The sequence below is a fragment of the Streptomyces sp. NRRL S-244 genome (assembly GCF_000717915.1).
Classification (GTDB): Bacteria; Actinomycetota; Actinomycetes; order Streptomycetales; family Streptomycetaceae; genus Streptomyces.
Map to the genome: position 1 here is coordinate 240,654 of NZ_JOCX01000010.1, position 23,369 is coordinate 264,022.

The 23,369-nt window shown below is 71.1% G+C and carries 22 protein-coding genes; 13 read left to right on the forward strand and 9 right to left on the reverse strand.

From position 1 onward, the window contains the following. Positions 1 to 214 precede the first annotated feature (214 nt). Genes IF02_RS0115040 through IF02_RS0115050 form a run of 3 tightly spaced genes read left to right on the forward strand, consistent with a single transcriptional unit; the run spans position 215 to position 3,633 of the window. Positions 215 to 1,387, forward strand: coding sequence for a S1C family serine protease (locus tag IF02_RS0115040; protein ID WP_037836296.1), 1,173 nt, complete (start codon positions 215 to 217; stop codon positions 1,385 to 1,387). A gap of 54 nt (positions 1,388 to 1,441) precedes the next feature. Further along, complete coding sequence (locus tag IF02_RS0115045; protein ID WP_030157099.1) at positions 1,442 to 2,194, forward strand: response regulator transcription factor; 753 nt, start codon at positions 1,442 to 1,444, stop codon at positions 2,192 to 2,194. Next, entirely contained in the window at positions 2,191 to 3,633 is a 1,443-nt protein-coding gene (locus IF02_RS0115050; protein WP_037836297.1) for a sensor histidine kinase, read from the forward strand. The genes IF02_RS0115045 and IF02_RS0115050 overlap by 4 nt, the downstream gene beginning before the upstream one ends. Here IF02_RS0115050 and IF02_RS0115055 read toward each other — a convergent pair. Next, positions 3,613 to 4,488, reverse strand: coding sequence for a phosphatidylinositol-specific phospholipase C (locus IF02_RS0115055; protein WP_030157100.1), 876 nt, complete (start codon positions 4,486 to 4,488; stop codon positions 3,613 to 3,615). The genes IF02_RS0115050 and IF02_RS0115055 overlap by 21 nt on opposite strands. 103 nt (positions 4,489 to 4,591) lie before the next feature. Next, positions 4,592 to 5,161: a TetR/AcrR family transcriptional regulator gene (locus IF02_RS0115060; RefSeq protein ID WP_030157102.1), complete on the reverse strand. Its 570-nt coding sequence runs from the start codon at positions 5,159 to 5,161 to the stop codon at positions 4,592 to 4,594. Between the two features lie 150 nt (positions 5,162 to 5,311). Between IF02_RS0115060 and IF02_RS0115065 the strand changes: the two genes are divergently transcribed. Next, positions 5,312 to 6,094: an alpha/beta fold hydrolase gene (locus IF02_RS0115065; protein ID WP_030157104.1), complete on the forward strand. Its 783-nt coding sequence runs from the start codon at positions 5,312 to 5,314 to the stop codon at positions 6,092 to 6,094. A gap of 108 nt (positions 6,095 to 6,202) precedes the next feature. On the opposite strand, the gene IF02_RS0115070 is transcribed toward IF02_RS0115065, so the two are convergent. Further along, positions 6,203 to 8,017 (reverse strand): bifunctional metallophosphatase/5'-nucleotidase, encoded by a 1,815-nt coding sequence (locus IF02_RS0115070; protein ID WP_030157105.1) that lies wholly within the window; start codon positions 8,015 to 8,017, stop codon positions 6,203 to 6,205. Between the two features lie 175 nt (positions 8,018 to 8,192). Here IF02_RS0115070 and mshD point away from each other — a divergent pair, with 175 nt between their 5' ends. The 7 genes from mshD (at position 8,193) to pstB (ending at position 17,144) form a co-directional block, all read left to right on the forward strand. Then, positions 8,193 to 9,125, forward strand: coding sequence for a mycothiol synthase (gene mshD, locus IF02_RS0115075; protein WP_030157107.1), 933 nt, complete (start codon positions 8,193 to 8,195; stop codon positions 9,123 to 9,125). A gap of 325 nt (positions 9,126 to 9,450) precedes the next feature. Continuing rightward, positions 9,451 to 11,733 carry an RNA degradosome polyphosphate kinase gene (locus IF02_RS0115080; protein WP_030157108.1) on the forward strand — a complete coding sequence of 761 codons (2,283 nt, stop codon included), beginning with the start codon at positions 9,451 to 9,453 and terminating at the stop codon, positions 11,731 to 11,733. Further along, positions 11,714 to 12,670 (forward strand): CHAD domain-containing protein, encoded by a 957-nt coding sequence (locus tag IF02_RS0115085; RefSeq protein WP_030157109.1) that lies wholly within the window; start codon positions 11,714 to 11,716, stop codon positions 12,668 to 12,670. The genes IF02_RS0115080 and IF02_RS0115085 overlap by 20 nt, the downstream gene beginning before the upstream one ends. Positions 12,671 to 13,001: 331 nt before the next feature. Beyond that, positions 13,002 to 14,138 carry a phosphate ABC transporter substrate-binding protein PstS gene (gene pstS / locus IF02_RS0115090; protein ID WP_030157110.1) on the forward strand — a complete coding sequence of 379 codons (1,137 nt, stop codon included), beginning with the start codon at positions 13,002 to 13,004 and terminating at the stop codon, positions 14,136 to 14,138. Between the two features lie 127 nt (positions 14,139 to 14,265). After that, complete coding sequence (pstC, locus tag IF02_RS0115095) at positions 14,266 to 15,255, forward strand: phosphate ABC transporter permease subunit PstC (RefSeq protein ID WP_030157111.1); 990 nt, start codon at positions 14,266 to 14,268, stop codon at positions 15,253 to 15,255. Then, complete coding sequence (pstA, locus tag IF02_RS0115100) at positions 15,255 to 16,337, forward strand: phosphate ABC transporter permease PstA (protein ID WP_030157112.1); 1,083 nt, start codon at positions 15,255 to 15,257, stop codon at positions 16,335 to 16,337. Before pstC ends, pstA begins: the two co-directional genes overlap by 1 nt. Before the next feature lie 30 nt (positions 16,338 to 16,367). Next, positions 16,368 to 17,144, forward strand: a complete 777-nt coding sequence (gene pstB, locus IF02_RS0115105; RefSeq protein ID WP_030157113.1) for a phosphate ABC transporter ATP-binding protein PstB — start codon at positions 16,368 to 16,370, stop codon at positions 17,142 to 17,144. A 128-nt stretch (positions 17,145 to 17,272) separates the two neighbouring features. Here pstB and IF02_RS0115110 read toward each other — a convergent pair whose 3' ends face one another. Then, positions 17,273 to 18,271 carry an inorganic phosphate transporter gene (locus IF02_RS0115110; RefSeq protein ID WP_030157114.1) on the reverse strand — a complete coding sequence of 333 codons (999 nt, stop codon included), beginning with the start codon at positions 18,269 to 18,271 and terminating at the stop codon, positions 17,273 to 17,275. A 5-nt stretch (positions 18,272 to 18,276) separates the two neighbouring features. Continuing rightward, on the reverse strand, positions 18,277 to 18,897 hold the full coding sequence (locus IF02_RS0115115) for a DUF47 domain-containing protein (RefSeq protein WP_030157116.1): 621 nt from the start codon (positions 18,895 to 18,897) through the stop codon (positions 18,277 to 18,279). Positions 18,898 to 19,103: 206 nt separating this feature from the next. Here IF02_RS0115115 and IF02_RS0115120 point away from each other — a divergent pair, with 206 nt between their 5' ends. After that, positions 19,104 to 19,484, forward strand: coding sequence for a metal-sensitive transcriptional regulator (locus tag IF02_RS0115120; RefSeq protein WP_030157118.1), 381 nt, complete (start codon positions 19,104 to 19,106; stop codon positions 19,482 to 19,484). Between the two features lie 16 nt (positions 19,485 to 19,500). Here the strand turns inward: IF02_RS0115120 and IF02_RS35175 are convergent, their stop codons facing one another. After that, positions 19,501 to 19,653, reverse strand: coding sequence for a hypothetical protein (locus tag IF02_RS35175; protein ID WP_165937309.1), 153 nt, complete (start codon positions 19,651 to 19,653; stop codon positions 19,501 to 19,503). Positions 19,654 to 19,794: 141 nt separating this feature from the next. Further along, positions 19,795 to 20,628: a hypothetical protein gene (locus tag IF02_RS0115130; protein WP_030157120.1), complete on the reverse strand. Its 834-nt coding sequence runs from the start codon at positions 20,626 to 20,628 to the stop codon at positions 19,795 to 19,797. Positions 20,629 to 21,052: 424 nt separating this feature from the next. On the opposite strand from IF02_RS0115130, the gene IF02_RS0115135 reads away from it, so the two are divergent. Beyond that, complete coding sequence (locus IF02_RS0115135; RefSeq protein ID WP_030157121.1) at positions 21,053 to 21,286, forward strand: hypothetical protein; 234 nt, start codon at positions 21,053 to 21,055, stop codon at positions 21,284 to 21,286. A gap of 141 nt (positions 21,287 to 21,427) precedes the next feature. Here IF02_RS0115135 and IF02_RS0115140 read toward each other — a convergent pair whose 3' ends face one another. Both IF02_RS0115140 and IF02_RS0115145 read right to left on the reverse strand, forming a co-directional pair. Then, positions 21,428 to 22,126 carry a phosphatase PAP2 family protein gene (locus IF02_RS0115140; protein WP_030157123.1) on the reverse strand — a complete coding sequence of 233 codons (699 nt, stop codon included), beginning with the start codon at positions 22,124 to 22,126 and terminating at the stop codon, positions 21,428 to 21,430. A gap of 226 nt (positions 22,127 to 22,352) precedes the next feature. Further along, on the reverse strand, positions 22,353 to 23,363 hold the full coding sequence (locus IF02_RS0115145; RefSeq protein ID WP_030157125.1) for an NlpC/P60 family protein: 1,011 nt from the start codon (positions 23,361 to 23,363) through the stop codon (positions 22,353 to 22,355). Between the last annotated feature and the right edge of the window lie 6 nt (positions 23,364 to 23,369).

The following is a 23,369-nucleotide window of genomic DNA, read 5'->3' on the forward strand; positions in this document are numbered from 1 at the left end:
CGCGCCCCTCGCACCGCTCGGCCCCGGCGGGCCTCCCGGGCTTCGGGCCGCTGCGCCGGACTCCGTCCGTCGCCCCCCGGCCGGGATACGGCAGCCCCGGTGGGCCCGGGCGGGCTTTCATTCTCCGCGGGCTTATTTCGGGCATACGCGGTTCTGTCGGGCTTCTCAGGGGGGACTCAGGAAGCTCTCATGATCCGGGGACAGAGTCGTGGTCATGACCGAGAGCTTCCGCCGCGACGGCGAGTACCCGCAGGAGAACCGCCCGACCCCGCGCGCCGGCCACGGGGACTACCCGCCGCCGCCCGCGTACCCGCCGCCGGCGGCGCCGGCGCCCGCGGCGGCCGCGCCCGGGTGGCACGAAGCACACCAGCCGCCGATGGCGCCCACGCCCCCCGAGGGGCCCGCGCAGGCAGGCCCCGAGGGGCCCGCGCACGCGGCCACCCGGGCCAAGCGGCCCGTCGCGCTGCTCGCGGCCGTGGCGCTGGCCGCCGCCGTCATCGGGGGCGGCACCGCCGCCGGCGTACAGCAGCTCCTCGCCGGCCAGGACCGCACCGGCGGCGGCGTCAACGGCACCAACGTCTCGCAGTCCAGCACCGGCACCGTCTCCGGGGTCGCCGAGCAGGTCAGCCCCTCCGTCGTCCGGATCGACACAAGCACCGGCTCCGGCCAGGGCACCGGCTCCGGCATCGTGGTCACCGCAGACGGCGAGATCGTCACCAACAACCACGTCGTCGACGGCGCCACCGAGATCCAGGTGACGATGAGCGACGGCAAGAAGTACACGGCCAAGACCGTCGGCACCGACCCCGACAAGGACCTCGCCCTCATCAAGCTCCAGGGCGCCACCGGGCTCAAGCCGGCCAAGCTCGGCAACTCCGACAACCTCAAGGTCGGCGACCAGGTCGTCGCCATCGGCTCCCCCGACCGCCTCACCGGCACGGTCACCAGCGGCATCGTCTCCGCCCTGAACCGCGAGGTCAACGTGCCCAAGTCCGAGCAGCAGTCGCCCCAGCGGCAGCGCGGCGGGGGCGGGGGCAGCTGGCCGTTCTCGTACGACGGTCAGCAGTTCAACGGGAACACCGGATCGAACACCACCTCGTACAAGGCCATCCAGACAGACGCCTCCCTCAACCCGGGCAACTCCGGCGGCGCCCTCGTCAACATGAACGGCGAGATCGTGGGCATGCCCTCCGCGATCTACTCCCCCTCCAACGACAGCTCCTCCGCCGGCAGCGTCGGCCTCGGCTTCGCGATCCCGGTGAACACGATCAAGGCCGACCTCGACTCCCTCCGCAAGGGCGGCCCCGGCGGAGCCGGCAACAACAACAGCGGCAACAGTGGCAACGGCAGCAGCAACGGCATCAGTGGCTTCGGAACCTCGTACTAGGCGCCGCGTGCGAGCCTGGTACGACCGACCACGACCACCCCTGGGGGACCGAAGATGAATCCGGCCGAAGGCGACCCGCACCGCATCCTCGTCGTCGACGACGAGCCGGCCGTGCGGGAGGCCGTGCGCCGCAGCCTCGCCTTCGAGGGGTACGCCGTGCAGACCGCCGTGGACGGGCTAGACGCCCTCGACAAGGCGGCCTCGTACGACCCCGGCCTGATCGTCCTCGACATCCAGATGCCCCGGATGGACGGCCTCACGGCGGCCCGCCGGCTGCGCGCCTCCGGCAATACCACCCCGATCCTGATGCTCACCGCCCGCGACACCGTCGGCGACCGCGTCACCGGCCTCGACGCGGGCGCCGACGACTACCTCGTCAAGCCCTTCGAGCTCGACGAGCTCTTCGCCCGCGTCCGCGCCCTGCTGCGCCGCAGCGCCTACGCGACCGCGCGCCCGGGCGCCGACGGCCACGAGGAGACGGACACGCTCGCCTTCGCCGACCTGCGCATGGACCTCGCCACCCGCGAGGTCACGCGCTCCGGGCGCCAGGTGGAGCTGACCCGCACCGAGTTCACGCTGCTGGAGATGTTCCTGGCGCACCCGCGCCAGGTGCTGACCCGCGAGCAGATCCTCAAGACCGTCTGGGGCTTCGACTTCGAGCCCAGCTCCAACTCCCTGGACGTGTACGTCATGTACCTGCGCCGCAAGACCGAGGCCGGGGGCGAGCCCCGCCTGGTGCACACCGTGCGCGGGGTGGGCTACGTCCTGCGCGCCGCCGGGGCCGGCGATTCCGGGGGGCCCGAGTGAGCCCGGCGGCCAGGTTCCGCGCCCTCCCCCTGCGCTCCCGGATCGCCCTGCTGGTGACCACGGCCGTGGCCCTAGCCGTGGCCATCGTGTCCGCGGTGTCGTGGGTGATGGTGCAGGCGCAGCTGGGCAACCAGCTGAACCAGTCGCTGATGTCCACCAACCCGACCGCGCAGGTGCTGGAGCGGCTGCGCCAGGGCTGCCCGGCCCGCCCGCCGGCCCAGGCACAGCAGGACATCGCCGAGAACCTGAACGCCACGGTCCAGATCGTCACCGCGGACGGCAGCCACTGCTGGGTGAGCGGGCAGACCGACCTGCCGGTGACCGATACGGACAAGCAGGTCGCGGCGGGCCGCAAGGCCAAGGCGCTGCACGACGCGACGACCGACAACGGCGTCGGGATGCGCGTCTACACCTTCGCGGCGCAGACCCAGCCCGGCGCCCCGGTCTTCGCGGTCTCGGTGGCCCGGCCGCTGGCCGACATCGACAAGCCGCTGTCCACCCTGGCCTGGGTGCTGATCCTGGTCTCCGGCATCGGGGTGGCCGGCGCGGGCGTCGCCGGCCTGTGGGTGGCCCGTACGGGGCTGCGGCCGGTCGACGAGCTGACGGGCGCCGTCGAGCACATCGCCCGGACCGAGGACCTGACCGTACGGATCCCCGACGAGGGCGACGACGAGATCGCCCGCCTGTCGCGGTCCTTCAACTCCATGACGGCCGCCCTCGCCTCCTCCCAGGAGCGGCAGGCCCAGCTGATCGCGGACGCCGGGCACGAGCTGCGCACCCCGCTGACCTCCCTGCGGACCAACATCGAGCTGCTCGCGCGCAGCGAGGAGACCGGCCGGGCCATTCCGCCCGAGGACCGCAAGGAGCTGCTGGCCTCGGTCAAGGCGCAGATGACGGAGCTGGCCGCGCTGATCGGGGACCTCCAGGAACTGTCCCGCCCGGACGCGGCCCCGCCGGCCAAGCTGGAGGTGGTGGCCCTGCACGAGATCGCGCAGAGCGCGCTGTCCCGCGCCCGGCTGCGCGGCCCCGAGCTGCGCTTCACCGACGAGCTGGCGCCCTGGTACGTACGGGGCGAGGCGGCGGCGCTGGAGCGTGCGGTGGTCAACGTCCTGGACAACGCGGTGAAGTTCAGCCCGCCGGGCGGCGCGGTCGAGGTCTCGCTGCGGGCGGGCGAGCTGACCGTACGGGACCACGGGCCCGGTATCCCGGCGGAGGACCTGCCGCACGTGTTCGAGCGGTTCTGGCGCTCCTCCTCGGCCCGCGCCCTGCCCGGCAGCGGGCTGGGCCTGTCGATCGTGGACCGTACGGTGCGCCGCGCGGGCGGCAGCGTCGAGCTGCGGGCGGCGCCGGGCGGCGGCCCGGGCACGGAGGCGGTGCTCCGCATCCCGGGCGCCCCGGCGCCGCCGCCGGAGCAGCCGTCAGTTGTGCCGGATCAGTGAGGCGACGAGCCCGGAGCGGGTGTTGGGGAAGTCCATCGGGACGATCCCCAGCCCGGTCCGGCCGGCCAGTTCCCCGCCGTCGACGAACGAGTGCACCTGCGGGTTGAGCCGGTCGGAGTTCCAGCGCGGCGGCATGTAGGCGGACGTGCTCACGTAGTTGACGAAGAGCTTGCCGGGCTGCTGGACGGCCCGGCGGAACTGGTTCTCGATCTTGCCGCGCTTGGCGAACGGCTCGGCGTTCCAGTCGTCCTGGATGTCGAAGACGTTGCCGTCGCCGTAGCGCAGTCCGGGCAGACCGCCGTTGTCGGCGAGCAGGACCACCTTGCCGCGGGCCTGGCCGAGGGCGGGCAGCGAGTCCGCGATCCGGAACAGCGGGCGCCAGCCCCGGTTGTCGAGGTAGTCGTCGAAGACGGCGCGGAAGGTGGCGTCGCTGTCCTCCGAGTACTCCTGCTTGAGGCGCATCAGCACGGTCTCGGAGGGGTGTGCGGCGAGGAAGTTCCAGCAGGCGACGAGGACGTCCCCGAACATCAGGCCCTGGTAGAAGGAGCCGTGGTGGATCGCGAACGATCCACCGGTGACTCTGCACCGGACGTCGAGGAACCGGATGCCCGAGTCGAGCTGTTCGGCGATCGAGGTGTTCTGGCAGGCGACGAAGAGCCCGCCCTGGCGGGCGCCGGAGTCGTGGGTGCCGGGGATGGTCATCCGCTGGAGGGCGGTGGAGTCCCCGAGCCCGGCCATCCAGTCCTGCGTGCCGAGCGTACGGGCCGAGGCCGGCCCCGCCGCTGCCAGTCCCACGGCCGCGCCGGCGCCCGCCGCCATCGCCCCGACCAGAAATGCCCGACGATCCAGTGCCATGCCCGCCCCTTTTGCCGACCCGGTGACGGCTCCCAGCCTCAGCCGGCTGGTGCCCCCGGGATTCTGGCGTGCGGGACGCGGCTTTACTACCCTTCGGTAGTCCTCAGCTTTCGAGCAACTCGGCCATGGCGCGCAGGCCTTGGGCGAGCTCCCGGCCCGTCGGCGTCTGCTCCGGGTCGGTCAGCGCCTGCACCATCACCCCGCTCAGCAGCGCGATGTGCACCGACCCGAGGGACCGTACGTCCTCCTCGGTGACCGCGTCCCCGGGGACCCCGCGCAGCTGCGCGGCCACCATGCGGCGAGCCTGGCGCTGGTTCTCGGCGAGGGTGGCGAGCAGCTCGGGCGAGGACTGGGCGTGGACGAAGGCTTCGACGGAGGCGGTCCAGAGCCAGCGCATGTCGCCGAAGTCGCGGATCTTGCGGTCCCAGGTGTCGGCGTACCGCTCCGCGGTGGTGGCGCCCTGGCCGGCGAGCCGGCCGGACCCGGCCGCCCACTCGTCCATGGCGGCGAAGAGGGCGAGGTTGAGCAGGGCCTCGCGCGAGCCGAAGTGGTAGCCGATCGCGGCCATGCTCACCTGCGACGCCGAGGCGATGTCGCGCACGGTCGTGCGCAGGTAGCCCTTCTCCTCCAGGCAGCGGCGCGCTCCGGCCAGCAGGTCCTCGCGATTTCCCATGCCGGGATCGTATCCGCGGCAGCATTTGGGCAAGCGCCCAAGACATTCGTATTGCGCGCTTGCCCAAATCCTGGCAGGCTCGTCCCCGTACCGCACGACCGCACCGCCACCGCCACCGCCACCGCATGACTCACAGGGGAGAGCCAAGCCATGCGCCACACGCTGACGATCGACGGCCGCACGCTGTCGTACCTGGACTTCGGCGGCCCGGGCCGCCCGCTGCTCGCCCTGCACGGGGGCATGTCCGAGGGCCTCGCCTTCGCCGGCCTCGCCGACGCCCTGGGCGACGCCTGGCGGGTCATCGCCCCCGACCAGCGCGGCCACGGTGACTCCGACCGGGCCGACGACTACGGCCGCGAGGGCTACCTCTCGGACGCCGTCGCGCTCCTCGACCACCTCGGCCTCGACGCCCCCGTGGCCCTCCTCGGCTACTCCCTCGGCGGGTTCAACGCCTACCACCTGGCCGCCGCCCACCCCGACCGGATCACGGCCCTCGTCAACGTGGACGCCACCGTGGCGATCGATCCCGACACGGCGGGAGCGCTCTTCGGCTTCCTGCGCGACATGCGGTACACCGCCCCCACCCGCGAGGAACTCCTCGCCGCGGCCGGGCCGGTGGGCTCGCAGTTCGTCGAGCGGGCGCTGCGCCCGCTCCCCGACGGCGGCTGGCGGCTGCCGTTCCACCCGCAGGACATGATCGACTCCGCCGAGGCCTGCCGCGGCGACCACTGGGACACCTGGCTCGCGAGCCACTGCCCGGCGCTGCTGGTCCACGGCACGCGCAGCCAGACGCTCCGGCAGGAGACGGCCGACGCGATGGTCTCCCGCCGGCCGGGGACCTCGTACACACCTGTGGACGCGGAGCACTTCCTGCCGTTCACCCACCCCGAGGAGTTCCACGAGGCCGTCCGGAAGTTCCTCGCGGACCTCTGACCGCTCCGCTCCGCTTCGCTCCGGTACGGGGGTCCGGGGCGGACACGCCGAAGGGGCGGCGGGCCGGGAAGGCCCACCGCCCCTTCGGGCGCGTGCTGTGCGCGGGTGTTACTTGACGACCGTGATGCGGTCCGCCGCCGGCGGGGCGAACGGGGCCGCCTCGGTCGACTTCGCGAGGTAGGTGTTGAAGGCCTCCAGGTCGGGCACGCCGACCAGCTTGTTCTTGTGCTCCTTCAGGACGGTGAAACCGTCACCGCCGCCCGCGAGGAACTCGTTCATCGCGACCCGGTAGGTCTTGGCGGGGTCGATCGCCGCGCCGTTCAGCTTCACCGAGTCCACGACGATGCGGTCCGCGCCCGTCTTCGTCATGTCCAGGGTGTACGTGAAGCCCTTCGAGACCTGCAGGATCTTCGGGTTCGGGCCGTTGACCGGGCCGCTGACCTGCTGCTGGAGCGCGGTGATCAGCTGCGCGCCCGTCAGGTCCACCACGTTCATCAGGTTGTTGAACGGCTGGACCGTGTAGGACTCGCCGTACGTCACGACGCCGTCGCCCTCGGCGCCCGCGGCCTTGTAGGCCAGGTCGGCGCGGATGCCGCCCGGGTTCATGATCGCCAGCTGCGCGCCGCCCTTGGCGGCCGGGGCCGTGGCCTCCAGCTGAGCGTCGGCGATCATGTCGCCGAGCGGCTTCTCGGGCGCCTCGGAGCCGCGGCCCGCGATGTCCGCCGAGATGTAGCCCATCGGACGGCTCGCGACCGGGGCCGCCAGCGCGTTCCAGCGGGTGATCAGCTCGGTCATGTCCGGGGCCTTGGGCTGGTCCCGGGTGACGACCTTGTTGACCGGCTTCGGCGCGAGGGCCGCCGTACGGACGATGTCCTTGGTCTGACGGTCGTACGTGAGCGTGGTGTCCGTGAACAGGCGGCCGTACGAGGCGGCCGAGGTCACCATGCGCGGGTTGCCCGCCGGGTCCGGGATGTTGCAGGCGTACGCCTGGTGCGTGTGGCCGGTCACCAGGGCGTCGACCTTCGGGTCCACGTTCTTGGCGATGTCCACGATCGCGCCCGAGATGCCGGCGCCGGCGCCCGGGGCGTCGCAGTCGTAGTTGTAGGCGCCGTTCGCGGGCAGGCCGCCCTCGTGGATGAGCGCGACGATCGACTTGACGCCCTGCTTGTTCAGGTCGGCGGCGTACTTGTTGATCGTCTCGACCTCGTCGCCGAACTTCAGGCCCTTGACCCCGTCGGCGGTGACGACGTCCGGCGTGCCCTCCAGGGTGACGCCGATGAAGCCGATCTTCACGTCCCCCTTCTGCCAGATGAAGGTCGGGTTCATCAGCGGACGCTTGGTCTTCTCGTCCGTGACGTTCGCCGCGAGGTACTTGTACTCGGCGCCCGTGTACTCCTTGCCGGACTCGAAGCAGCCGTCGACCGGGTGGCAGCCGCCATACGCCATGCGGCGCAGCTCGGTCTTGCCCTCGTCGAACTCGTGGTTGCCGACGCTGCTGACGTCCAGCTTCAGCTTGTTCAGCGCCTCGACGGTGGGCTCGTCGTGGAAGAGGCCCGACAGCATCGGGCTGCCGCCGATCATGTCGCCGGCCGCGGCGGTGACGGAGTACTCGTGGCCCTTGCGGGCCTCGCGCAGGCTGGTCGCCAGGTACTCGACGCCACCCGCGGGTATCGCCTTGGTGGTGCCGTCCGCCTGACGCTCGGTCACGGTGCCGGACGAGCCCTGCGGGGGCTCCAGGGTGCCGTGGAAGTCGTTGAACGACAGCATCTGCACGTCGACGGTGCGGCTCTTGCCGGCACCGCCACCACTCGCGGCACCGGCCGGCAGTGCGGCCGCGACCATCGCTCCGGCACCGGCCGTGACGGCGATGGCGGCGAAGGTCAACCGGCGGGTTCGGCGGTGCCGTTGTGGCGTCGCTGACATTTAGTCCCCTTTTGGACAGCGGTAAAACTCGGGAGGTCGGCGGCAGCCTATGGTCAACGCGCGTAGCACGACAGGGGGTACGGGTGTCGGACTGGTTACACGTAGAAGACGGCTCACCGCCGGTCCGCCGCACGCACACCACCGCGGGCGCCTCCCGCGGTCGTAGGCTCGACGCATGACTGACGACGCAGCAGCGGCCCTGGAGCCGGGACGCCAGATTCAGACCCTCGACGAGCTGACGGAGGAACAGGCCGACGCCGTGCTCGCCCTCATCGAGGACGCGGCGCGGACGGACGGCACCACCGCCGTGTCCGAGCAGGGCCGCCTCCAGCTGCGCGGCGGGCGCCGCGAGGGGATCCGGCACTTCCTGCTCACCGAGAAGGGCCGGCTCGCCGGATACGGGCAGCTGGAGGACACCGATCCGGTGGAGGCCCCCGCCGCCGAGCTCGTCGTCCACCCCGCGCTGCGCGGGCGCGGGCACGGGCGGGCCCTGGGCTCGGCCCTGCTGGCCGCCTCGGGCAAGCGGATCCGGGTGTGGGCGCACGGCGGCAAGTCGGCCGCCCGCCACCTCGCGCAGGTGCTCGGCCTGACCCTGTTCCGGGAGCTGCGCCAGCTGCGCCGCCCGCTGGGCCCGGACGGGCCCCCGCTGCCCGAGGTGGTGCTGCCCGCCGGGGTGACCGTACGGACCTTCGTGCCCGGCCAGGACGACGCGGCCTGGCTCGCGGTGAACTCGGCCGCCTTCGCCCACCACCCCGAGCAGGGCTCGCTGACCCAGCGGGACCTGAACGACCGGATCACGCAGCCCTGGTTCGACCCCAAGGGCTTCTTCCTCGCCGAGCGGGACGGGGAGCTGATCGGCTTCCACTGGACGAAGGTGCACGCCGAGGAGCGGCTCGGGGAGGTCTACGTGCTCGGCGTCCGTCCCGGCGCCCAGGGCGGCGGCCTCGGCAAGGCCCTCACCGCGATCGGCCTGCACCACCTCGCGGGGGCGGGCCTGCCCACCGCGATGCTGTACGTGGACGCCGACAACCCGGCGGCTCTGGCCGTGTACGAGGGCCTCGGCTTCAGCACCCACGAGGTCGACCTGATGTACCGCACCGAGAGCTGACGGAGGGCGGGCGGAAGGCCGGCCGCAGGGCCGGGGCGAAGGCCGACCGGAAGCCCGGCCAGCGGCCACGGAGAGCGAGGGCCCGTCCACGGACAGGCCCCGCGCTCCGGGCGCACGCCGGGGACACAGGGGACGCGCCGGATCATTCCGGGCGCGGAAACGACGTAAAAGACGTACTCGTGCACCACCCGGAGCCTGGAAGCCATGCGCCATTCACCGGACCTTCATGAGCGCTTGGGAGTCTCCCGGCATGCAGCCCCGACTCCGACTGACGGCAAACCCGTCCGACGCGCCTGTCCTGCCGCCTGCGCGGAACAATGGAGTCATGAGCCCCCAGCCCAGCGCAGGCCCCGCCGAGGTTCCTGCCCAGCACCCGTCTCACACGTCTGCCGACGCCTCCCCGGCCGCCCCCGGCCCGGCGGCCAAGCCCGCGCGGATCGGCTCCATAGCCGCGCACCGCCCGCACTCCGGCCTGGAGCCCGGCCTCGCGCCCGATCTCGACGCCGACCTGGACGCCTACGACGACAAGGACGGCGACGAGCTCCCCGCAGGGCGCTTCCTCGACCGCGAGCGCAGCTGGCTGGCCTTCAACGAGCGGGTCCTGGAGCTGGCCGAGGACCCGGCGACCCCGCTCCTGGAGCGCGCCAACTTCCTGGCGATCTTCGCGAGCAACCTCGACGAGTTCTTCATGGTCCGCGTCGCCGGCCTCAAGCGGCGCATCGCGACCGGCGTCGCCACCCGTTCGGCCTCAGGCCTCCAGCCCCGCGAAGTGCTGGACCTGATCTGGACCCGCTCGCGCGAGCTCATGGCCCGGCACGCCGCCTGCTTCCAGCAGGACATCTCCCCGCAGCTCGCCGAAGAGGGCATCCACCTCATCCGCTGGCCGGACCTCACCGAGAAGGAGCAGGCCCGCCTCTTCACGCTGTTCCGGAACCAGATCTTCCCGGTGCTCACCCCGCTGGCCGTGGACCCCGCGCACCCGTTCCCGTACATCTCCGGGCTCTCGCTGAACCTCGCGGTCGTCGTCCGCAACCCCGTCAGCGGCCACCGCCACTTCGCGCGCGTCAAGGTCCCGCCGCTGCTCTCGCGCTTCCTGGAGGCCTCCCCGCAGCGCTACGTCCCCCTCGAGGACGTCATCGCCGCGCACCTGGAGGAGCTCTTCCCCGGCATGGAGGTCCTGGACCACCACATGTTCCGGGTGACCCGCAACGAGGACCTGGAGGTCGAGGAGGACGACGCGGAGAACCTGCTCCAGGCCCTGGAGAAGGAGCTCATGCGGCGCCGCTTCGGCCCGCCGGTGCGCCTGGAGGTCGAGGAGTCCATCGACCCCGCCGTCCTGGACCTCCTCGTACAGGAGCTGAACGTCTCGGCCGCCGAGGTCTACCCGCTGCCCGGCCCGCTGGACCTCACCGGCCTCTTCGGCATCGCCTCCCTGGACCGGCCCGAGCTGAAGTACCCCAAGTTCGTCGCCGGCACCCACCGCGACCTCGCCGAGGTCGAGTCCGCTTCCGCGCCCGACATCTTCGCCGCGCTGCGCGAGCGGGACGTACTGCTGCACCACCCGTACGACTCCTTCTCCACCTCGGTACAGGCCTTCCTGGAGCAGGCCGCCGCCGACCCGGACGTCCTCGCGATCAAGCAGACGCTGTACCGGACCTCCGGCGACTCCCCGATCGTGGACGCCCTGATCGACGCCGCGGAATCCGGCAAGCAGGTCCTCGTACTCGTCGAGATCAAGGCCCGCTTCGACGAGCAGGCCAACATCAAATGGGCCCGCAAGCTGGAGGAGTCCGGCTGCCACGTCGTGTACGGCCTGGTGGGCCTCAAGACCCACTGCAAGCTGTCGCTCGTGGTCCGCCAGGAGGGCGACACGCTGCGCCGCTACTCCCACGTCGGCACCGGCAACTACCACCCCAAGACCGCCCGCCTGTACGAGGACCTCGGCCTGCTCACCGCCGACCCGCAGGTCGGCGCGGACCTCTCCGACCTCTTCAACCGGCTGTCCGGCTACTCGCGCCGCGAGACCTACCGCCGCCTGCTGGTGGCCCCGCGCTCGCTGCGCGACGGCCTGATCTCGCGGATCGACAAGGAGGCCGCCCACCACCGGGCCGGCCGCCCCGCGTACGTGCGCCTCAAGATGAACTCGATCGTCGACGAGGCGCTCATCGACTCGCTCTACCGGGCCTCCCAGGCGGGAGTGCCCGTCGACATCTGGGTCCGCGGCATCTGCGCCGTGCGCCCCGGGGTCCCCGGGCTCTCGGACAACATCCGGGTCCGCTCGATCCTCGGCCGCTTCCTGGAACACTCCCGGGTCTTCGCCTTCGGCAACGGCGGCGAGCCCGAGGTGTGGATCGGCAGCGCCGACATGATGCACCGCAACCTCGACCGCCGCATCGAGGCACTGGTCCGGGTCGCCGACCCGGCCCACCGCGCGGCACTGGACCGGATGCTGGAGACCGGCATGTCCGACGCCACCTCCTCCTGGCACCTGGGCCCGGACGGCGAATGGACCCGGCACAGCACGGACCACGAAGGCCAGCCGCTGCGGCACGTTCAGGAGATGCTCATAGACGCCCGGAGGCGCCGGCGTGGCTCTGCCAAACCATGACCTGACAGCGCGTGGAGAGGGCTCCGCGGGTGACGTGCTCGGCACGTACCTGCGGGCCCAGGCCACCGCCTTCCTGCGCGGGCTCCGCCTCCACGAGGAGAGCGGGGCCGACGCCGCGGAGGGCAGCGATGCGGCGCGCGGCCTGCGGGGGGCTGCGCGCCGGATCAGCGGGTCCCTGTCCACCTTCCGGGTGGTGACCGAGTCCTCGTGGGCCGACGGGCTGCGCACCGAGCTGGTGTGGCTGTCCTCGACCCTGGCGGACGAGCACGCGTACGCCGCCCGGCTGACCCGGCTGCTGGACGCGCTGCACCGGCTGTCGGGCTCCCCGGAGGTGCCCGCGCCCCGGGGCGCCGCGGGCGCGCTGACGGTGGGCTCGGCGCGCGCCGGCGCCCTGCTGGAGCGCCAGCTCACGCTGGCCCGGACCCGCGCCCACTCCGCGACCCTGCAGGCGCTGGGCTCGTCCCGGTTCCACGCGGTCGCGGACGCCGTGGCCGTACTGGCCTCCGAGGTGCCGCTGGACCCGGTCGCGGCCCGGGGGCGGGTGGACGAGGTCCTGATCCCGCTGGCGGAGGTGGCCCGCACCCGGCTGGCGGCGGCCGTCTCGGCGCTGCCGCACGCCGCCGAGTCCCAGCCGTACAACGCCGACCACGACGGCTCCTGGCACGAGGTGCGCCGGCTGCTGCGGGTCCACCGCTACGCCCGGGAGGCCCTGGGCGAGGACGTGGCCCGGCTGGCGGCGGCCGGCCAGGCCCTGGACCGCCACCGCGACGCCGCCGAGGCCGCGGCCGCCTCGGCGACGGCGGCCCGCACCCCGCGCATCGCCCCGGCGACGGCGTACGCCCTGGGCGTCCTCCACGCAGACCAGCGGCACGAGGTGGAGGCGGCCCGCTTCACCTTCCAGGGCCTGTGGCAGCCCGTACCGGCCGCCGCCCCCTGACCGGGCGGAGACCGAAAAGATTCAGCCACCCCCGGGTCCGCGCAGGACCCGGGGAAGCACCCCTCCGGGGGTCACATAACGGTAACGACGGGACAACGGCGGATGACACTCCGGAGCAAACCCGGCCATCCACACCAGGCCGTCCGCCACGGTTCACCGTCCGTTCACTTGCCCCGGTCGGCCACTTCACCTGATCTGCCTAATTTCAGTGGTGCACGGAGCGAGTCGCCCACCAGATCGAATGACACGCCGTGCAATCCGACGTAGTCCTCTTCGCACGCCGCCCCGATACAGAAAGCGGCCGGCGGCTTCTGGAAGGAACACCCGAAAAGTGAAGCTTCAGCGCAAGAACATGCTTCGTGCCTCCGCCCTCGGGGCGCTTGTCGTGTCCGGCGCCCTGGTCCTCACGGCGTGCGGCTCGGACAACAACACGAAGACCGCCGACGGATCGGCGAAGCCCTCCGCGGCCGCCGCCGGCGACGTCAAGTGCGACGGCGCCAAGGGCAAGCTCCTGGCCTCCGGCTCTTCCGCCCAGAAGAACGCCGTGGACCTGTGGGTCAAGAACTACATGGCCGCCTGCTCGGGCGTCGAGGTCAACTACAAGTCCTCCTCCTCCGGTGAGGGCATCGTCGCCTTCAACCAGGGCACCGTCGGCTTCGCCGGCTCGGACTCCGCGCTGAAGCCCGACGCCGTCGAGGAGTCGAAGAAGATCTGCACCGGTGGCCAGGGCATCAACCTGCCCATGGTCGGCGGCCCGATCGCCATCGGCTTCAACGTCGCCGGCGTGGACAAGCTGACGCTGGACGCCCCCACCCTCGCCAACATCTTCAACGACAAGATCAAGAAGTGGGACGACGAGGCGATCAAGAAGCTGAACCCCGGCGTCACGCTTCCCTCCACCGCCATCCAGGCCTTCCACCGCTCCGAGGACTCGGGGACCACCGAGAACCTGGGCAAGTACCTCAAGGCCGCCGCTCCCGAGGCCTGGACGTACGAGGCCGCCAAGAAGTGGCCGGCCCCCGGTGGTCAGGCCGCGACCGGCTCCGCCGGTGTCGCCTCCCAGGTGAAGGCCGTTGACGGCGCGATCGGCTACTTCGAGCTGTCCTACGCCTCCTCGCAGAGCATCAAGACGGTCGACGTGAACACGGGCGCCGCCGCCCCGGTCAAGGCCTCCTCCGAGAGCGCCTCGAAGGCCATCGCCGCCGCCAAGATCGCCGGCACCGGCTCCGACCTGGCGCTGAAGCTCGACTACACCACCAAGGCCGAGGGCGCCTACCCGATCGTCCTGGTGACGTACGAGGTCGTCTGCGACAAGGGCAACAAGGCCGAGACGCTCCCGACCGTCAAGTCCTTCCTGAACTACACCGCCTCGGACGCGGGCCAGAAGGTCCTCTCCGAGAACGGCTACGCGCCGATCCCGGCCGAGATCAACACCAAGGTCCGCGAAGTCATCAACTCGCTGTCCTAATCACTGAGCCCCGGATGCCGGGCAGTTCCCGTCCGAACTGCCCGGCGCCCGAGGACCCTCCCCTCCACCCAGGGGATCCGGTGCACCGCCGCCAGGGGGCCTTCCCCCCACCCAGACCGGAAAGATCATGGCTTCCACCACACCCACCCAGATAGACCAGGCTCCGCCTGTCTCCAAGAGCGCGAGGTCCACCGGCCGAGCCGGTGACAAGATCTTCGCCGGGCTCTCCAAGGGCTCCGGCATCCTGCTCCTGGTGATCATGGCGTCGATCGCCATCTTCCTCACCTACCGCGCCTCGATCGCACTGTCGAAGAACGAGGGGAACTTCCTCACCACCTTCGACTGGAACGCGTCGGCCAACCCGCCCGTCTTCGGCATCGCCGTCCTGCTCTTCGGCACCGTCGTCAGCTCGATCATCGCGATGGCCATCGCGGTTCCGATCGCTGTCGGCATCGCCCTCTTCATCTCGCACTACGCGCCGCGCAAGCTGGCCGCGCCCCTCGCGTACGTGGTCGACCTGCTGGCCGCCGTGCCGTCGATCATCTACGGCATCTGGGGCGCCCTCTTCCTCGTCCCGCAGCTCGCAGGCCTCAACCTCTGGCTCGACGAGTACATGGGCTGGACCTACGTCTTCGACAAGACCCAGGTCGGCGTCGCCCGCTCGCTCTTCACCGTCGGCATCCTGCTCGCGATCATGATCCTGCCGATCGTCACCAGCGTCAGCCGCGAGGTCTTCCTCCAGGTCCCGCGCATGAACGAGGAGGCCGCCCTGGCCCTCGGCGCGACCCGCTGGGAGGTCATCCGCATGTCGGTGCTGCCCTTCGGCCGCTCCGGCGTCATCTCCGCCTCGATGCTCGGCCTCGGCCGCGCGCTGGGCGAGACCATGGCCGTCGCGACCGTCCTGTCCCCGAGCTTCCTGATCAACGGGCACATCCTGGACCCGGGCGGCGGCACGTTCGCGCAGAACATCGCCGCGAAGTTCGACGAGGCCAACGAGTTCGGCCGCGACGCGCTGATCGCCTCCGGTCTGGTCCTCTTCCTGCTCACCCTGCTGGTCAACGGTGCAGCTCGCCTGATCATCGCTCGCCGCAAGGACTTCTCGGGGGCGAACGCCTGATGAGCCACGCACTCCAGGACCAGCGGCCGGCCCCGGCCCGCAAGTCCGCCGCTCCCGCCGGCCTCACCCGAGGCGGCCTCCCCCGCTGGGCCCCGGCCGGCACCGCGGTCCTCTCGATCGCCCTCGGCTGCGGCATCGGCGTCGTCGCCGACCTGCACAGCAAGGTCCAGTGGGGCCTGATCGCCTCGATCCTGTTCGTCGTGATCACCTACACCTCCAGCGCGATCGTCGAGAACCGCCGCCAGGCCAAGGACCGCATCGCGACCTCCCTCGTGTGGGTCTGCTTCGTCCTCGCGGTCATCCCGCTGCTCTCGCTGATCTGGACCACCGTCAGCCGCGGCATCAAGGCCCTCTCCGGCGACTTCCTCACCCACTCGATGAACGGCGTCACCAGCTTCGAGGAGGGCGGCGGCGTCTACCACGCGCTGCTCGGCACCATCGAGCAGGTCGCCCTGGCCGCCCTGATCGCGGCGCCGATCGGCCTGCTGACCGCCGTCTACCTGGTCGAGTACGGCAAGGGCTCGCTCGCCAAGGCCGTGACCTTCTTCGTCGACGTCATGACCGGCATCCCCTCCATCGTCGCGGGTCTGTTCATCCTCACGACCTGGAACCTGGCGCTCGGCTTCGGCCCCTCCGGCTTCGCCGGCTCGATGGCCCTGTCGATCCTGATGATGCCCGTCGTGGTCCGCTCCACCGAGGAGATGCTGAAGCTCGTCCCGAACGAGCTGCGCGAGGCCGCCCTCGCCCTCGGCGTGCCGAAGTGGCGCATGATCCTCAAGGTCGTGCTCCCCACCGCCATCGGCGGCATCGCGACCGGCGTCATGCTGGCCGTCGCCCGCATCGCCGGTGAGACCGCGCCGATCATGCTGCTGGTCTTCGGTACCCAGCTGATCAACCCGAACCCCTTCGAAGGTGCTCAGTCCTCGCTCCCCCTGTACATCTGGGAGCAGTACAAGGTCGGCAGTGACGCCTCCTACGACCGGGCATGGGCCGCAGCGCTCGTCCTGATCGCCTTCGTCATGATCCTCAATCTGGTGGCCCGCGGCATCGCCCGCTGGAAGGCCCCGAAGACCGGTCGCTGACGCGACTGTATGAAAGCGAAGTGACCCCTCATGGCGAAGCGAATCGACGTCAGCGGACTGTCCGCCTTCTACGGCGCCCACAAGGCCATCGATGACATCTCGATGACCGTGGAGCCGCGCTCCGTGACCGCCTTCATCGGCCCGTCCGGCTGCGGCAAGTCCACCTTCCTGCGCACCCTGAACCGCATGCACGAGGTCACCCCCGGCGGCCGCGTCGAGGGCAAGGTGCTCCTGGACGACGAGAACCTGTACGGCGCCGGCGTCGACCCGGTCGCGGTCCGCCGCACGGTCGGCATGGTCTTCCAGCGTCCGAACCCCTTCCCCACCATGTCGATCTTCGACAACGTGGCGGCGGGCCTGCGCCTGAACGGCAGCTTCAAGAAGTCCGAGCTCACGGACATCGTGGAGCGGTCGCTGAAGGGCGCGAACCTCTGGAACGAGGTCAAGGACCGCCTGAACAAGCCGGGCTCCGGCCTCTCCGGCGGCCAGCAGCAGCGCCTGTGCATCGCCCGCGCCATCGCGGTCGAGCCGGAGGTCCTGCTGATGGACGAGCCCTGCTCGGCCCTGGACCCGATCTCCACCCTCGCGATCGAGGACCTGATCGGCGAGCTCAAGGAGCGCTTCACGATCGTCATCGTGACGCACAACATGCAGCAGGCCGCCCGCGTCTCCGACCGCACCGCGTTCTTCAACCTCTCGGCTGTCGGCCAGCCCGGCAAGCTCATCGAGATCGACGACACGGACCGGATCTTCTCGAACCCGTCCGTCCAGGCGACCGAGGACTACATCTCGGGCCGCTTCGGCTAAACCGAAGCCCCTCGGATGTGCACAACGTCCTGCGGTGCTGCATGGCGGTGCCACCGCAAGGCGAAAGAAAAGGGCCGGCTCCCCCTGGGTGGGGGGAGCCGGCCCGCTTTCGTTCTCGGATCGCCGTCCTAGACGAAGGCCAGGTCCACGATCCAGAAGCTGAGCGCGGCGACCAGGGCCGCGGCCGGCATGGTGATGAACCAGCCCATCACGATGTTCTTGGCGACACCCCAGCGGACCGCGTTGACCCGCTTGGTCGCGCCCACGCCCATGATCGCCGAGGTGATCACGTGGGTGGTGGAGATCGGCGCGTGGAACAGGAACGCCGAGCCGAACATGATCGAGGCACCGGTGGTCTCGGCGGCGAAGCCCTGCGGCGGGTCCAGCTCGATGATCTTGCGGCCGAGGGTCCGCATGATGCGCCAGCCGCCCGCGTACGTACCGAGCGAGAGCATCACGGCACACACGATCTTGACCCAGACCGGGATCTCGGAACCTTCGGTCTGCAGCTCCGCGATGGTCAGGGCCATCATCACGATGCCCATCGTCTTCTGCGCGTCCTGGAGGCCGTGGCCCAGCGCCATACCGGCCGCGGACACCGTCTGCGCGATACGGAAGCCGCGCTTGGCCTTGTGCGGGTTGGCCCGGCGGAACATCCACAGGATGGCGACCATCACCAGGTAGCCGACGAGCAGGCCGACGACCGGCGAGACGAACATCGGGATGACGACCTTGTCGACCACACCCGACCAGATGACCTCGGTACCGCCGGCCAGCGCCGCGCCGACCATGCCGCCGAACAGCGCGTGCGAGGAGGACGAGGGGAGCCCGAAGTACCAGGTGATCAGGTTCCAGACGATCGCGCCGACCAGCGCCGCGAAGAGGATCCACATGCCCCGGTTGCCCTGGGGCGTCTCGATCAGCCCCTCGCTGACCGTCTTGGCGACCCCGCTGCCCAGGAAGGCACCGGCGAGGTTCATCACCGCGGCCATCGCGAGGGCGGCGCGCGGGGTCAGCGCGCGGGTCGAGACCGAGGTCGCGATCGCGTTCGCCGAGTCGTGGAAACCGTTGGTGTACGTGAAACCGAGCGCGACACCGATGGTCACGATCAGAGCGAAGGTGTCCACGAGGTTCAGGACTCCTTGACCGCGATGGTCTCCACCGTGTTCGCGACGTGCTCGAACGCGTCGGCCGCCTCTTCGAGCACGTCGACGATCTGCTTGAGCTTCAGCACCTCGATGGCGTCGTACTTGCCGTTGAAGAGCTGTGCGAGCAGCTTGCGGTGGATCTGGTCGGCCTGGTTCTCGAGGCGGTTGACCTCGATCCAGTACTCGGTCAGGTTGTCCATCGTCCGCAGGTGCGGCATGGCCTCGGCGGTCAGCTCCGCCGCCCGCGCCAGCACCTCGATCTGCTGCTCGACACCCTTGGGGAGCTCCTCCACCTGGTACAGGACGACCAGGTCGACGGCCTCCTCCATGAAGTCCATGATGTCGTCGAGCGACGAGGCCAGGTTGTAGATGTCCTCGCGGTCGAACGGCGTGATGAAGGAGGAGTTCAGCTGGTGGAAGATCGCGTGTGTGGCGTCGTCCCCCGCGTGCTCGGCTGCCCGCATCCGCTCCGCGATCTCGGCCCGGGCGGAGGAGTCCGCTCCGAGCAGTTCCATCAGGAGCTTCGAGCCCGTGACGATGTTGTCCGCGGATGCGGCGAACATGTCGTAGAAGCTCGTCTCCCTGGGGGTCAGACGAAATCGCACGTGAGGTCCTCGGGGTGCATTGGATTCGGTCAGGCTGATGCTAGGCGCATCCCCCGGCCAGGGCTAACCGGCGGTTCCGGGCGATTACCCAGTGTCCTCCATCAGGCAGAGTGAGGACCACGGGCCCCTGCCGCTCCGTCCGGGGCCCAGTACCCTATACCCATGAGGGGTATCCATCCCCCTCGATCCGGACCACGGGAGGACGCATGACTGCCATCGAGGCGGAGGGCTCCGGAGCCGACGTCACCACAGGTACGGGAACGGCGACCGGGACCTCCACTGCCACCGCTACCGCCACGGGCGCGGTGCACGGCTACCACCACCAGAAGGACGAGCACCTCAAGCGGCTGCGCCGCATCGAGGGCCAGATCCGCGGTCTACAGCGGCTCGTCGACGAGGACGTCTACTGCATCGACATACTCACCCAGGTCTCGGCGAGCACGAAGGCCCTCCAGTCCTTCGCGCTCCAGCTGCTCGAAGAGCACCTGCGGCACTGCGTCGCCGACGCCGCCGTCAAGGGCGGGGACGAGATCGACGCCAAGGTCGAGGAAGCGACGAAGGCGATCGCCCGCCTGCTGCGCACCTGACCCGGTACGGCGGCGGCTACAGCCCGAGACCCATCAGGACCTCGTCGATCCGGTCCTGGCTGAGCCGCTCCTCGTCCGCCGCGGACGCCGCGATGATCAGCTCGCCGCACAGCTCGATCTCGGCGAGCGCCACGTGGTCCTGCACCGTCGTACCGCCTGCGGGAGTCACGCGTGTCACCTCGATCTGCCGTCATCGGTCAGGGGCCGTCTCAGCGTAGGGAGGGCGGGGCGCTGTGCGCATGACACGGATGGACCATTTCCGGATACCGGGCCATGGCCCGATCGCGCCGCCCCGGCACCGTCCGGCCGGCTATTCGGCGATCTTCCCGGCGTAAATGTCCCCGCTTGCGGGCAATACGACCTTCACCGGCGTCCCGAACCCGTAGAGCAGCGTGGTCGAGGAGACATCGATCACGCCATTGTTGACGTAGCTGAAGCGGTGCCGGACCTTCCGCAGCCGGCCCTCCTCGTCGAGGTAGACGTCGAACGGCACGGCGTCCTTGCTGAACCCTTTCGCCGCCGCCTCCAGTGCCCCCTTGACCGCCGGTGAGGCGTTCTTCGCGGCCTGCCCGATGTCGGTGGTCCCGCGGTAGTGCCGCACCTTGGTGCCCGCCACCTCGGTCTCTCCCACGTACGTCGCCTCCTGTACGCCGCGCAGCAGCTCGGCCGCGGCCAGCGGATCGGTGGCCCCGCCCGTGACGAGGTTCCCGTCGGCGAGGGCCGTCGTGTCGACCCGCACCCACTTGTCGTCGGGGACGCCCGCGCCCCGGTTCTTCATGTACAGGGCCCCGGGGACGAGCAGCTCGGTGATGGGCCGGTGCTCGTCCTTGCCGGCCGCGTCCGCCGGGAGCATCACCAGGAGCTGGCCCATCCGGTTCTTGAAGTCGACGCCGCCCTCGCCGCGGATCGTGACCCGGGTCCCGCCCGTGGCCATCTCCATGGCCGTACGGGCCTGCGCGCTGCCGGTCTTCGCCAGCCGGTCGGCGGCTCCCCGTACGGTCGCGGCCGGGTCGGCGGGGGGCCGGCCGTCGTCCTTGGCCGCGCCCGCGCACCCGCCGACCGCGGCCAGGGTCACGGCCATGCCGAGGGCGAGCGCCACCTCACCCGCACGCCCGCGCCGCCGCCTGTGCTGGTGCACCACCATCGCCTGCCAACCCCCAACGCATGACCGCTGCTTGCCCGAGGCCCCCACCCGCTCCGGTTAACGAGGTCCGGGGTTTCCCGTCACGGTCGCCTCGGTCCCGGGGCCCCAAGCGGTCCGGGTACCGTGGTGGTGTGGATTCGCAGAGCAAAGCGTCGCTTGTCCCTCCGCTTGACGTCGCGCCGCACTCCCGTCCCACGGAGCGGCCACCCACCGGGCCCACCGGGCACACCACGAGCACCGCCGAGCGCGGGGCTTTCTGCCTTGCCTCCTGCACCTGCGGCTGGAGAGGCCCGGCCCGCCGCTCCCGCGATCTGGCCCGCAGGGACGCGGACCGGCACCCCACCACCTGACCGGGAAGCCCGGCGGGTCGCCCGTTCGGACGGCCCGGCTGGCCGGGGTCCCCGGGAGCGGATGCCCTGGTTGCATGCCAGGACCCGCACCCCGCGTCGCCGCCCTCCTCTGGGCCCTGCTCATCGTGCTCACGCCCGCCGCCGCGGCCTCGGCCCGCCCGACGGGTTCGGCGGACGGCCCGGCCGACGTGGCCCTGGCCATCGGGGCGACCACCACGGCGGCCGTGGCCACCGGCTTGTGGCTGCGCTCCCGGTACCGCCGCGAGGACGACTCGGAGGGCAGCGGCGCGGAGAGCGGCGACCCGTGAGTCCGCGCCCCCGCCCGAGGGCGGTCCGCCTGTGCTTCGGCGGAGCGGGCCTGTGCCTGCTGGCGGCGGTCCTGGTCTCCGTATGGCACGCGTACGGGCGGCCGTGAGCCGGACCCGCGGCTCCCGCTCCTCCTCGTACTCCTACGCGGCGAGGTCGCTCTCGTGCGGGGCCGGCGGCTGCGCGAGGTCCACCGGGCGGGCCAGGGCGCGGCGCTTGGCCCGGACCAGCCGGCCGGCGCGCGGCGAGCGGGCCACCGCCCGCACCACCGGGGTCAGCAGCGCCATCGCGAGCGGGGCGAGCAGCAGGACGACGGCGGTGCCGAGCGCGAAGCCGCCGATGACGTCGGTGGGGTAGTGGACGCCGAGGTACACCCGGCAGAGGCCCTCGGCGAGGGCCAGCCCGATCCCGATGAGCCCGAGCTTGCGGTGGGCGATGAACAGGCCGACGCCCAGGGCCATCGCGAGGCCGGCGTGGCCGCTGACGAAGGAGAAGTCGCCGGGGCCGGAGTACGGGGCGAGCACGTCCAGGCCGCCGTGCGTGACGAACGGCCGCGGCCGGGCGACGAACGCGCGCAGCGGGACGTTCACGAGGAGGACGAGCGCGGCGGCGAGCGGAGCCCATACGAGGGCGGCGAACGACTCGGCGGCCGTGGCCTCGTCCTGCCGGCGCGTACCGTGCCAGCACCACAGGAAGAGGAGCACCAGGGCCAGCGGGATCCCGTACGAGCCGACGAGGCCGACGGCCCGGTCGACCGCGGCCGGGGCGTGCCGCGCCAGTCCGTTGATGTCGTACAGCAGGCTTACGTCCACGTTCGGCCCACCGGTTGTGAGTCCAGCCATGGCGATGCGCCCCTTAGCCCTTGCTCGGTTCCCCTCGGGCGCACGCCGGTGTGCGCCCCTGAACCCCCCCGTTGATCAAGCCTGCGTCCATGGAACGCCCGTTCTGAACAGCGCGTTCCACTCTCCACCGAATGATCACGGCAACGTTATCGAAGAGAGACTCGTCGTCGCAGCTCAGGGCCTTGGGTTAACGCAGCGTGGGCAAGCGTGGACAAAGGCGCGGTGACTAGGAAGACTTGGCGTCGGCGCTCCGGTCGGGAAGGGCCGCGGCCCCGTCCTTGGTGACACGCGTCGCCCCGAAGTAGTCCGGGGTGTCGATCTTGTCGAACCGGATCACGGCGCCGGTGTAAGGGGCGTTGATCATGTATCCGCCGCCCACGTAGAGGCCCACGTGGTGGATCGCCCGGGAGTTCGTCAGATCATCGGAGAAGAACACCAGGTCGCCGGGGAGCAGTTCATCGCGCGACGGATGCGACCCGGCGTTGTACTGGTCGTTGGCGACGCGCGGCAGCTCGATCCCCACCGACTCGTACGCGGCCTTGGTCAGACCCGAGCAGTCGAACCGCCCGTCCTGATCCGGCGTCCCGTTCCCGCCCCACAGGTACGGCGTCCCCAACTGCTTCTGCGCGAAGTAGATCGCCCCGGCCGCCTGCTGCGAGGGCGCGACCCGCCCGATGGGCCGCTCGAAGCTCTTCGCAAGGGTCGTGATGGCCTTCACGTACCCCTGGGTCTCGTTGTACGGAGGCACGCCGCCGTACTTGATGACCGCGTACGCCCCCGCGTTGTACGCCGCGAGCATGTTGCTCGTCGCGTCCCCCGGCACGCCCGCCACGTCCTTGGCCAGCTCGCAGTCGTACGAAGCCGCCGAGGGGATCGCGTCGTTGGGGTCCCAGATGTCGCGGTCGCCGTCACCGTCCCCGTCGATGCCGTGCCCGGCCCAGGTGCCCGGGATGAACTGGGCGATGCCGCGGGCGTCGGCGGGGCTGACGGCATTGGGATTCCAGCCGCTCTCCGAGTACAGCTGCGCGGCCAGCAGCGCCGGGGTCATGGCCGGGCACAGCGTCCCCCACTTCTGCACCAGACTCTGGTACTTCGCGGGTACGGCCCCCTTGGCCAGCCCCAGCGCCCGGCCCCCGGCCGCCCCGGCTCCGGCGAGGCCGGCCGCGGCCGAGTACGTCCCCACCACGATCAGCACGAGGAAGCTCAGACAGAGCCCGATCCCGATCCCGCCTGCCATCCAGAA